General features: G+C 63.4%; 10 protein-coding genes. 9 read left to right on the top strand and 1 reads right to left on the bottom strand.

The annotated features are described in order from the left end of the window. Positions 1-65: 65 nt before the first annotated feature. The gene (locus tag EN786_RS07835) at positions 66-752 is read right to left on the bottom strand and encodes a GntR family transcriptional regulator (protein WP_127283476.1); all 687 of its coding nucleotides are present in this window, start codon (positions 750-752) and stop codon (positions 66-68) included. 136 nt (positions 753-888) lie between these two features. On the opposite strand from EN786_RS07835, the gene EN786_RS07830 reads away from it, so the two are divergent. The 9 genes from EN786_RS07830 to EN786_RS07790 all read left to right on the top strand — a co-directional run bounded on the left by EN786_RS07830 (position 889) and on the right by EN786_RS07790 (position 10,835). Beyond that, positions 889-2,010 carry a cupin domain-containing protein gene (locus tag EN786_RS07830; protein ID WP_127283477.1) on the top strand — a complete coding sequence of 374 codons (1,122 nt, stop codon included), beginning with the start codon at positions 889-891 and terminating at the stop codon, positions 2,008-2,010. A gap of 10 nt (positions 2,011-2,020) precedes the next feature. Next, entirely contained in the window at positions 2,021-2,941 is a 921-nt protein-coding gene (locus EN786_RS07825; protein WP_127283478.1) for a fumarylacetoacetate hydrolase family protein, read from the top strand. A gap of 119 nt (positions 2,942-3,060) precedes the next feature. Continuing rightward, positions 3,061-4,092, top strand: a complete 1,032-nt coding sequence (locus EN786_RS07820; protein ID WP_127311815.1) for a carbon-nitrogen hydrolase family protein — start codon at positions 3,061-3,063, stop codon at positions 4,090-4,092. Between the two features lie 44 nt (positions 4,093-4,136). After that, positions 4,137-4,889: an Asp/Glu racemase gene (locus tag EN786_RS07815; protein WP_127311816.1), complete on the top strand. Its 753-nt coding sequence runs from the start codon at positions 4,137-4,139 to the stop codon at positions 4,887-4,889. 253 nt (positions 4,890-5,142) lie between these two features. Next, a complete protein-coding gene (locus EN786_RS07810) occupies positions 5,143-6,195 on the top strand; it encodes a peptidase M29 (protein ID WP_127311817.1) in 1,053 nt (350 codons plus the stop codon). Positions 6,196-6,212: 17 nt separating this feature from the next. Next, positions 6,213-7,523 carry an acyl-CoA dehydrogenase family protein gene (locus EN786_RS07805; protein WP_127283482.1) on the top strand — a complete coding sequence of 437 codons (1,311 nt, stop codon included), beginning with the start codon at positions 6,213-6,215 and terminating at the stop codon, positions 7,521-7,523. Positions 7,524-7,529: 6 nt separating this feature from the next. After that, positions 7,530-8,819, top strand: a complete 1,290-nt coding sequence (locus EN786_RS07800) for an alpha/beta fold hydrolase (protein WP_127283483.1) — start codon at positions 7,530-7,532, stop codon at positions 8,817-8,819. After that, positions 8,816-9,505: a TetR/AcrR family transcriptional regulator gene (locus EN786_RS07795; RefSeq protein WP_127283484.1), complete on the top strand. Its 690-nt coding sequence runs from the start codon at positions 8,816-8,818 to the stop codon at positions 9,503-9,505. Before EN786_RS07800 ends, EN786_RS07795 begins: the two co-directional genes overlap by 4 nt. Continuing rightward, complete coding sequence (locus tag EN786_RS07790) at positions 9,495-10,835, top strand: glutamine synthetase family protein (RefSeq protein WP_127310622.1); 1,341 nt, start codon at positions 9,495-9,497, stop codon at positions 10,833-10,835. The genes EN786_RS07795 and EN786_RS07790 overlap by 11 nt, the downstream gene beginning before the upstream one ends. The last annotated feature ends 3 nt before the right edge of the window (positions 10,836-10,838 follow it).

Here is a 10,838-nt window from a genome sequence, read left to right as displayed (position 1 = left end):
TCAAGTGGACACAACCCCACAAGTCTCTCGACCATCTCCTTAGGCAAAAATTGAAGTGCCCAAAATCAGACGGTCTGCCTGACCGGCAGAGCCACGCCCTTGCTGGAGCTGATGACTTCCGCCAGGTCCTCGACCGTCCGCAGATAGTGCTGTTCGAGCAGCACGGAGGCCTTGTCCGCATCCCTGTCGAGGGTCGCTTCCGCAAGCGCGCCATGCTCGGCCTGGACATCGCGACCGACCGGTCGGGCAGAGGCCAGCAGAACGGGAATGCGGTAACGCTCGGTCGCTGCATAGAGCCGTTCGAAGAATTCGAGCGTCCATGGCGAATTGCAACCCGCCAGCAAGGCGCGGTGGAACGCGTGGTGCCGCTTTTCGAGGGTCCAGATATCGGCTTCGGGGCCCGTTCGCGCCGCCTGCACATTCAAGGCGTAGAGCGAGGACACGATGCCCGACGCCCAGGAGTCGTCGCCATTCTTGATTGATGCCTTGAGCGCTTCCGTCTCGATGACGATACGCAGTGACGTGGCGTCGTGGAGCTCGTCGAGCGACAGCGGCGCCACGCGGAAGCCGCGCAGCGATTCGGCCGTCACCAGCCGTTCGGCCTGCAGGCGGTTCAGTGCCTCGCGCAGCGGCGAGAAGCCCATGCCATAGCGCTCGCCCAAGTCGGCAAGACGCAACGGTCGGCCAGGCGGAAGTTCGCCGCGTATGATGTCGTGGCGCAGGGCATCGTAGGCTTTTTGGGCAAGCGTCATTCACATTTCCTCGCCCTTACAGCCTTACCTCATAGAGGAGCTCGTCGGCAATTTCATTTATTTTCGAAAATTTCTGTTGCAATCGAAAATCCTTGAGGCCATGCTAGATTTAACGGGCTACAAGCAGGAGGATGCCATGGCACAGGAGCGCGAAAACCATCGCGAGGATGTCGTCGGCCGGGCGAACGTCGAGGACACGCCGGAATTGCTTGCCTATTACGACGAGCTGGCGCGCCATAAGGCAGGCGCGCTGTGGACCGTCGCCAACAAGATCGAGCCTTGGGAACCGAAGTCGCAGTCGGTGCCGGTGGTCTGGCGCTATCGCGACCTGCGTGCGCATGTCCTTCGCTCGGTTGAACTCGTCACACCGGAAAAGGCCGGACGGCGGGTGGTTTATCTGAACAATCCGGGGCGCACCGACGTGGCCGCCGCGGTCGGCTGGATCTATGGCGGGCTCCAGGTGATGAATCCCGGCGAGGTTGCCTCGGCGCATCGCCACTCGGCCTCGGCGATCCGCTTCATCATCGAGGGCTCGGGCGCCTATACTGTGGTGGACGGGCACAAGATGACGCTCGGCGCGAACGATTTCGTGCTGACGCCGAACGACACCTGGCACGAGCATGGCGTGGAGGCGACCGGCTCGCCCTGCATCTGGCAGGACGGCCTGGACATCCCCTTCGTCAACGCCATGGAAGCCAATTTCTACGAGGTTCACCCGGATCTCAGCCAGGCGGTCGGCTACGCGGTCGACGACATGACCAAGACCTGGGGGAACGCGGGGCTCAAGCCGATGGGCGAGAACTGGACCAAGGGCTACAGCCCGATGTTCAAATACGAATGGGCACCAACCTACGACGCACTGACGAGATACGCGGGTTGCACTGATGGCTCGCCCTTCGACGGCGTGCTGATGGAGTATGTGAACCCGGTGACGAACGGCCCGGTCATGCAGACGCTCGGCGCATCGATGCAGATGCTGCGTCCCGGCGAGCACACAAAGGCGCACCGGCACACGGGCAGCGGCCTCTACCATGTGGCGAAGGGCAGCGGTCATTCGATCATCAACGGCCGCCGCTACGATTGGCAGGAGCACGACATCTTCTGCGTGCCGTCCTGGGCGTGGCACGAGCATGCCAACGGCTCCGATCGCGAGGACGCCTGCCTGTTCTGCCTGTCCGACCTGCCGGTGATGCGGGCGCTCGGGCTCTACCGCGAGCAGGCATTCGGCGACAATGGCGGCCTGCAGCCGCTCCTCTGAAGGAAAGATCATGAAACTTGTGACCTATCGCACCTCGGTCGAGGCGGCGGCAAGGCTCGGCGTACTCGCCGACAATTTGGTCGTGGATGTGGAGGCGCTCGCCACGGCGCAAGGCACGACCCTGCCCGATACCATGCTCGGCCTGATCGATGCCGGGCGCGGCGGACTGGAGACGCTTCGCGACTGCCTCGGCAGGGCAGCCGGACGCTTCCCGCCCGGAACCGCCACTGCGGTGGACAATGTAAGGCTGCTGGCGCCCATTCCCCGACCGCGCAAGAATATCTTCGGCATCGGCCTGAACTATGTCGAGCATGTCGCGGAAAGTGCGAAGTCGCTCGACACGTCAAAAGACCTGCCGAAGCAGCCGGTCGTCTTCTCGAAGCCGCCGACCACGGTGATCGGGCCTGGGGACGGCATCGAGCACAACAAGAAGATGACGCAGCAGCTCGATTGGGAGGTGGAACTTGCCGTTATCATCGGCACCACCGCCCGCCGCGTGCGCAAGGAGCACGCACTAGACCACGTCTTCGGCTATTCGGTGATGATCGACGTTTCGGCGCGCGACAACCGGCGCGCCGGTCAATGGATCTTCTCCAAGGGTCAGGACACGTACGCGCCGTTCGGGCCGTGCATCGTGACGGCCGACGAGATTCCCGACCCGCAGGTGCTCGACCTGTCGCTGACGCTCAACGGGGTCGAGAAACAGCGGTCCAACACCCGCCACATGCTGTTCAAGGTCGACCACCTGATCGCCGACATTTCGTCGGCGATCACGCTGGAGCCCGGCGACATCATCGCCAGCGGCACGCCGGAAGGTGTCGGCGCCGGGCGCGATCCGCAGGAATGGATGTGGCCGGGCGACGTGGTCGTGGCATGCGTTGAAGGGATCGGCACGCTGCGGCATCCAGTCGTGAACGCGACGCCGGAGTAGGCACGTGCCCACGCCGTTCAAGACAGCCGTCGTGCGGTTGGTCCCGGATCTAAGCGATCAGAAGGTCTCTGGCATCCAAGACAGCCTGCCTGGTGGCCGATGAGAGCAGGAGAGTTGCCATGCTGAAGCTTCCAAAGTTCGTTGCCGCGGCGGTGCAAGGCGCACCCGTTTTTCTCGATACACCGGCGACGATCGAGAAGGCCGTCTCCCTGATCCGCGAGGCAAGGGCCAATGGCGCAGATCTCATCGCCTTCCCGGAGGTGTTCATCCCGGCCTATCCGTATTGGAGCTGGATCACCGATCCGGTGACCGGCGGAGCCTGGTTCGACAAACTGGCGCGCGCCGCCATCGCCGAGCCCGGTCCGGAAGTCGAAATCCTGCGCAGTGCGGCACGTGAAGCCGGCATCCACGTCGTGATCGGTATCAACGAGCGCAGCACGAGTTCGATTGGAACTCTCTACAACACCCTGTTGACCATCGGCCCGGATGGAACGCTGCTTGGCAAGCACCGCAAATTGATGCCGACCTGGGCCGAAAAGTTGACCTGGGCGCCTGGCGATGGAGCCGGCCTGAAAGTCCACGATACTGCAATCGGGCCACTCGGCGCGCTTGCTTGCGGCGAGAACACGAACACCCTTGCGCGCTTCACCCTTCTCGCCCAAGGCGAACTGGTTCACGTCGCCAGCTACATTTCGCTGCCCGTTGCGCCGCCCGACTACGACATGGCGGAGGCCATAAAGCTGCGCGCCATGGCCCACTCGTTCGAAGGCAAGGTCTTTACGATCGTTTCCTGTTCGACCGTCTCGGAAGAAATCATAGCCGCAATGGAAGGTGTCGTTCCGGATGCAAGGGCGCGCCTGCAGCGCAAGTCCAGCGCCTTCTCTGGGGTGATCGGCCCGGACGGGCGCGTGGTTGGCGAGCCGCTGATCGACGAAGAAGGAATCGTTTACGCCGAGATTGATCTCGGACGCTGCATCCAGCCGAAGCAGATGCATGACATAGTCGGCCACTACAACCGGTTCGACGTTTTCGACCTGCGGGTAAACCGCCGCAGGCTGGAACCCATTTCCCTGACCGAAAGGGCGCAGACCTTCGACAGCGATGACGCCGGCTTGATCGAAACAGCACAGCCAGGTGCCCATTCGGCATAAGCCGAAGCCTACCAGTTACAGCAGTCAGACGGAGCGGATCCAGCATGGCGAGCACTTTTCGCATCGGGCAGATCGTGCCTTCCTCCAACACCACAATGGAGACGGAAATCCCGGCGATTTTCCGCACGAGGGAAATATTCCTGCCTGAACGTTTCACTTTCCATTCCAGCCGGATGCGGATGAAGAAGGTGGTCAAGGAAGAGCTCGAGGCCATGGATCGTGACAGCGACCGCTGCGCGATCGAGCTTTCCGACGCGCGCGTCGACGTCCTCGGCTATGCCTGTCTGGTCGCGATCATGAGCATGGGCAAGGGTTATCACCGCACCTCGGAAGCGCGGCTGCATATGCGCACCGCGGAGAACGGCGCTCCGGCTCCAGTTGTCACGAGTGCAGGTGCGCTCGTCGACGGCCTCAAGGTGCTCGGGGCGAAGAAGATCTCGGTGATATGCCCTTACATGAAGCCGCTTACCCAGCTGGTGGTCGACTACATTGAGCATGAGGGAATAGCGGTGAAGGACTTCGTCGCCCTCGAAATTCCCGACAACCTCGAAGTCGGCAGGCACGATCCGAACAACCTGCTCGACATCTACAAGAGGGTCGACACGAAGGGGATCGACGCGTTTGTCGCGTCCGCCTGCGTGCAGATGCCTTCCTTACCGGTGATCGACGAACTCCAGAAGGCGCTGGGCCTTCCCGTTGTCAGTGCCTCTGTCTGTACCAGCTATCAGATGATGTCACGGCTTGGACTGCTCGCCGCGTCACCCGGCGCCGGGGAACTGCTCTCCGGCAGGTATTGACGAGCGCAGGTTCAGTCATAGGCCCCTTGATCGAAGACCGACCTCGGCCACCAGTCGGCAATGCAGTCCGGATTTCCGCGATGCCCGTCCAACCGCCTGATCGCGGTGATCAGCCCGGATCCTGCGACACGTCATTATTCTCGAAAAAAGAAGAATCTTCGAAAATTTCATTGACAGGCTTATGCGAACGTGAAAACTTAACTGACAAGTAAAGAAATCCGAAACAAGCCGGATCGTCAATGGGAGTTGAGCGATGCTGCAAGAGCGCATCGAAGGACGGTGGCTGGACTGCTTCCGCCGCGTCTTCGTACTAAATGCTATCGGCAATGGGACAAGGGTGGCGATCCTGTCTGAGACGCAGTCGCGTCCGGTGCTGGTCCATCTGTCGGAACTCGCCCTGCACGATCTCGGTGCCGAATTCTGCATGATCCAGATGCCGACGCCGCGCCAAACGGCGCCGGTGCCGGTGAAGTCCACCGGCACGTCCTGGGCGATCCAGGGCAACCGCGCCGTGATCGAGGCGCTGAAGCTCTGCGAGGTGATCGTCGACTGCACGGTCGAGGGGCTGATCCATGCCCCTGAATGGCCCGAGATCGAGGCGGCAGGACGAACCCGCCTCCTGGTCGTCACGAACGAACATCCTGAAATCCTCGAGCGCACCGAGCCGACGGCCGAGCTCGGCCCGAAGGTGGCGCTCGGCGTGCAGATGCTGCGCGAGGCGAGCGAGATGCGCGTCACCTCGCCGGCCGGTACCGATCTCGTCATCGATTTGCGCAACGCACCCTGCGGCGGCACGCCGGGCTTCGGCACCACGCCCGGCGCGGTGGCACACTGGCCGGGCGGGCTCTGCCTCGCCTTTCCCGGAAAGAACTGCGTCAACGGCCGGATCGTCATGGACGTTGGCGACATGAACCTGACGTTCAAGACGACGCTCACCAGCCGCATCGACTTCACCGTCGAGGACGACTTCGTCACCGCCATCAAGGGCGACGGCGTCGATGCCATCCATTTCCGCGAATACATGGAAGCCTGGAACGACCGTAACGCCTACGGCATGAGCCATGTCGGCTGGGGCATGCATCCGCGTGCCCGCTGGGTCTCGGCCGCCATGTACGACAAGCGTGACATGCAGGCTGTGGAGTTCCGCGCGCTGGCGGGATCGTTCCTGTGGTCCACAGGCGCCAACCAATATGCCGGCCGCTACACGCTCGGTCATTTCGACCTGCCGATGCGCAACTGCACAATCACTCTGGACGGGAACGTCGTCGTCAAGGACGGCCTCCTGCAAGGCGAACTGGCGTCCTGACGCCCTCGGAGAAGACCATGAGCGACATTGCCGATTACTACGACCTCTCCCGCATCCGCCCGCAGGTGCAAGCCAAGCTGCGGCTGGTCAACGAGCTTGGCCGCGATAAATTCGCGTCGCGCGCCAAGGGGATCGACGATGACGCCTCCTTCCCGGTCGAGAACTACAAGGATTTGGCGGCTGAAGGCTTTCTCGGGCTCTGCATCCCGGAGGAATTCGGTGGCTGGGGCTTCTCGATGTTCGAGTATGCGATGGTCGGCGCCGAGATCGGCAAATACTGCGGCGCCACCGCACTGACCTTCAACATGCACAACTCGTCCATGGCTTGGTCGCGCTTCATGTTCGATATGCCGAACCTGACGCCCCAGGAGAAGGCGGCATTCGCGCCGCTGCGCGAGCGCCAGTTCCGCCGCGCCATCGCCGAAAAAGCGATCTATTCGCAGCCGATCTCCGAGGGTGGCCAGAACTGGACCTCGAAGCCGAACCAGACGCAGTGCCGCAAGGTCGACGGCGGCTGGAAGATCAACGGCTTCAAGAAATTCGCCTCGCTGGCCGGCTATTGCGACTACTACACCATCGTTTGCACCGAGGTGTTCGAGGGCCGCGAGCCGCGCCACGAGGACACCATGCTGTTCGTCGTCCACAAGGATGCGCCGGGCCTCAGCGTCAAGGGCGACTGGGATCCGCTCGGCATGCGCGGCACCAACAGCCGCGACCTCATCCTGAAGGACGTCTTCGTCACCGAATTGGACCTCTTGATGCCGCGGGGCATCTTCGGCAAGACGCTGCCCAACTGGCCTCACATGATGGTGACCCTTTCGCCCACCTATATGGGTGTCGCGCAGGGCGCCTTCGACTTCATGGTCGACTATCTCAAGGGCAAGGTGCCCGGCCAGCCACCAATAGATCGGCGCATGTATGCGACCAAGCGTATCGCGGTGGGCAAGATGTACGCCCGGCTGGCGAACATGCGCGCGCTGTGGTGGCAGGCTTTCGGCGAGTCGAAAGGCTTTCCGACCAAGGGCGAGGTGCTGCGCATGTACGCCGCGCAATACAACGTCATGGAAGGCGCGGCCGAGATGACGTCGATGGCCATCCGCACCTGCGGCGGCCAGTCGATGCTGAAATCGCTGCCGCTGGAGCGGATGTACCGAGACAGCCGCTGCGGTGCGCTGATGCTGCCCTTCACATCCGAGATCATGGAAGACTACCTCTCGGTGCTGGCGCTCTACGAGATGGACGAGATCGACTCCGCCCCTGGCGATGAAGGCGGCGCCCGCATGTCGCTGTGGCGCGGCGAGCACGGCGCCGCGCGATCGGCCCGGTAGACGCCAATGGCGCGCGAAACGGTTGAGGTCGTCGGCGTCTCAGCTGCCTCGCCGGAGGCGGTGTGGTCCGTCGTTTCGGACTTCTGCGGACAATGGCACCCGGCCATCGCCACCATCCACGCCGAGCGCGACGCGCGAGGCGCCCTGGTTCGCGCCTTTACCGCTCATGGGGAGGGTACCGTCTATCGCGAGCAACTCACCTGGCTGAGCGACAGCGACCGCACGCTTGCCTACACACATCTCGAAGGCATTGCCGGCGCGCAATCCTATGACGGCCGCATTGCCATAGGCGCCGGCGATCATGGCGGCAGCACCCTGCGCTGGAGCGCGCGGGTCGAGGCCGCCTCGCCGCGGTTGCAGGCGATTTGCGAGGGCACGAAGGCGATCTTCGAAGCGGGCATCGCCGCCCTGTCGGAGACAACGCTCGCTACCGACGCGACGGAGCAGCCAAGGCCCCTGCCCGCCTCAGCCGCCACGCGGGACATAGTCATCGATGGCGAGCCTCGCCTCGCGCTAACGACGACGGACAGCGACGGTCCGCTCTGCCTGTTCCTGCACGGCATCGGCGGCTCGCGCGGCAACTGGCTGCCGCAACTCGCGGCCGCAGGCGGCGTGATGCGCGCGGCGGCACTCGACTTGCGCGGCTACGGCGGCAGCGCGCTCGGGCGAATGCAGTCGACCGTAGAGGACTACTGCGACGACATCCTGCGCGTGAAGGAAGAACTTGGCGCCGATCGGCTGGTGCTGGTCGGCCTCTCCCTGGGCTCGTGGATCGCCACCTCCTTCGCCATGCGCCACCCGGAGATGCTGGCGGGGCTGGTCCTTTCGGGTGGCTGCACCGGCATGTCGGAGGCAAGCCTCGAGGAGCGCGAGACCTTCCGTGTCAGCCGCAAGGTGCCGCTGGATGCCGGCCAGACGCCGGCCGATTTCGCTCCCGCGGTGGTGAAAGTGCTGGCGGGGCCGAACGCCTCCGACGCGGTGAAGGAACAGCTTTTCCGGTCAATGGCGGCGATCCCCTCCGCCACCTATCTCGACGCGCTCGTCTGCTTCACGAATCCCTCCGAGGGTTTCGATTTCTCGCGCCTGACCATGCCGGTGTTGATGATGACGGGCGAGCACGACCGGCTGGCGTCGCCATCGGAGATCCGCAGCGTTGCCGGGCGAATGCTCGACCAGGCCTCCCGGCCAGACATCCGCTACGAGACCATCCTAGATGCCGGCCATGTCTGCAATGTCGAGCAGCCCGCAGCCTACAGCCGCATCCTGCTGGACTTCCTGAGGAAACTGCCGCGATGACCGCCTTGTCCCGCCGACAGCAAAACAAGATCGAGCGCGAGCGGCGCATCCTGGAAGCCGCGCTGAAGGTCTTTTCCGAAATGGGCTATTCCGGCGCCAACATGGATGCCGTCGCTCTCGAGGCGAACCTGTCGAAGCCAACGCTTTACCAGTACTTCCAGTCCAAGGAAGCGCTGTTCTCGGCCATGATGCTTGGCGAGCGCGACCAGATGCTGGCGGTCTTCGAACATCCTTCCGATCGCGGCATGGTGGCGGACCTGCTGGAATTTTCCTGGGACTACGCCGACACCGTGCTGCGTCCGGACCTCCTGTCGCTGGCAAGGCTCATCATTGGCGAGGTGCAACGCTTTCCGGAGATCGGCCGCGCCTATCAGGAGGTGGGGCCGGACCGCCTGCTGCGCGGCATCATGGATTATCTGCAAGGCCAGCGACGCGGCGGCCGGCTGGCTTTCGACGACGCCGAACTCGCCGCGCAGGATCTATGGGGCCTGATCCTGTCGGCGCCGCGCACGCAGGCCCTCTACATGCCGGACCACTCGCCCTCGCGCGCCGAGATCGCCCGCTATCTGAACAACGGCCTCAAGGTATTCCTCAAGGCCTATTCGACACAGCCCGAGACTGATCTCGCCGAACTCGCACGACTTATCGGCGCCCATTCCCTCAATCAGGTGCAACATGACGCTTGACGATTATATGGCCGACCCGGCCAGCCGCTTTGCCACGGTCGCGATGACCGACACCAACGGGCTGCTGCGCGGGCAGATGGTCTCGGCCAACAGCCTCAAGGGCATTGCCAAGAACGGCATGGGCATGGCCCCCGCGCAACTGGCGCTGGACCCGACCGATGCGATGCTCATCATTCCTGGCGTCAATGACGATAAGGGTGATTTCCACGATGACCCCTTGCAGCTCGATCCCGGTTCCGTCCGCCGCCTGCCGTGGTCGAAGGCCGGGCATGACCTGCTGGTGCTGTCGAACTACACCGGTGCTTCATCACAGATATGCCCCCGCGCGATCCTGAAATCCGTTCTTGCCCGTGCCGGCGAAGCGGGGCTGGTGCCGAAATACGGAATGGAACTGGAATACACGCTGTTCGACGAGACGCCGGAGAGCGCGAAGGCGAAGGGCTATCGCAATCTCAAGACCGCGACGGCGCATGCAAGCCACGACCTGATCCTTTACCAGGTCGTCCAGACCGAGTGGTACGAGGCCGTGGCCGCCATGTGCGAGCCGCTGAAGATCGACCTCGCCAAGATGCACGAGGAAATCGGCGCGGGTTTCATGGAGGCGTGCATCGGCGCCGGCGAGGGCATGGAGCCGGCCGACCAGCTGGTTCTCCTGAAGAACTTCATCCGCGCGCTGGCGCTGCGGCAGGGCCGGTCGGTCACCTTCATGCCGCGCTGGAACGAAAAGGCGGATAGCCAGTCGATCCACCTACACATCAGCCTGAAGGACAAGACAGGCAGGTCCCTGTTCTGGGACGCGAAGGAGAAGAACGGCGTCAGTCGCACTTTTCGCCACTTCCTCGGCGGCCTGCAGGCCTATGTCGGCGACACGACGCTAGTTTTTCAGCCGACGGTGAACAGCTACCGGCGTTTCGCCCCCGGCACGTTCGCGCCGCCTGGCCTGACATGGGGTTTCGAAAACCGTACCACCTGCTTTCGCCTCGTCGGTCATGACGCGGGGTCCCTGCGGGTGGAAAATCGCCTGCCCGGCGCAGATTCCAATCCCTACCTCTCGGCCGCCGCAACCATCGCGGCCGGGGTCGCCGGCGTCATCGGTGAGATCGAGCCAGATCCCGAAACCATCGGCTCGGGTTATGCGCAGCATCCCGCTCGCGACTTCGCCCGCTCGATGCCGGAGGCGATCGACCGGCTGCGCGGCTCCGCCTTCGCCAAGGACTGGCTGGGCGCACGCTTTGTCGAGGCGTTCACGGCCACCCGCGAAAGCCAGCACAACGAGTTCCGTCGCAAGGTTCCGGACGTCGAGCTGGAACGCTTCTTCGACCTGGGGTGATTG

This window comes from Mesorhizobium sp. M4B.F.Ca.ET.143.01.1.1 (assembly GCF_004792275.1).
GTDB lineage: Bacteria > Pseudomonadota > Alphaproteobacteria > Rhizobiales > Rhizobiaceae > Mesorhizobium > Mesorhizobium abyssinicae.
The sequence above is the reverse complement of the archived record's forward strand: the minus strand, read 5'-3'. Positions and strand labels throughout refer to the sequence as shown.

What these genes read in the sequence shown, in the direction of transcription:
- EN786_RS07835 (WP_127283476.1), bottom strand. Translation starts at nt 752, where the DNA reads ATGACGCTTGCCCAAAAAGCCTACGATGCCCTGCGCCACGACATCATA.
- EN786_RS07830 (WP_127283477.1), top strand. Translation starts at nt 889, where the DNA reads ATGGCACAGGAGCGCGAAAACCATCGCGAGGATGTCGTCGGCCGGGCG.
- EN786_RS07825 (WP_127283478.1), top strand. Translation starts at nt 2,021, where the DNA reads ATGAAACTTGTGACCTATCGCACCTCGGTCGAGGCGGCGGCAAGGCTC.
- EN786_RS07820 (WP_127311815.1), top strand. Translation starts at nt 3,061, where the DNA reads ATGCTGAAGCTTCCAAAGTTCGTTGCCGCGGCGGTGCAAGGCGCACCC.
- EN786_RS07815 (WP_127311816.1), top strand. Translation starts at nt 4,137, where the DNA reads ATGGCGAGCACTTTTCGCATCGGGCAGATCGTGCCTTCCTCCAACACC.
- EN786_RS07810 (WP_127311817.1), top strand. Translation starts at nt 5,143, where the DNA reads ATGCTGCAAGAGCGCATCGAAGGACGGTGGCTGGACTGCTTCCGCCGC.
- EN786_RS07805 (WP_127283482.1), top strand. Translation starts at nt 6,213, where the DNA reads ATGAGCGACATTGCCGATTACTACGACCTCTCCCGCATCCGCCCGCAG.
- EN786_RS07800 (WP_127283483.1), top strand. Translation starts at nt 7,530, where the DNA reads ATGGCGCGCGAAACGGTTGAGGTCGTCGGCGTCTCAGCTGCCTCGCCG.
- EN786_RS07795 (WP_127283484.1), top strand. Translation starts at nt 8,816, where the DNA reads ATGACCGCCTTGTCCCGCCGACAGCAAAACAAGATCGAGCGCGAGCGG.
- EN786_RS07790 (WP_127310622.1), top strand. Translation starts at nt 9,495, where the DNA reads ATGACGCTTGACGATTATATGGCCGACCCGGCCAGCCGCTTTGCCACG.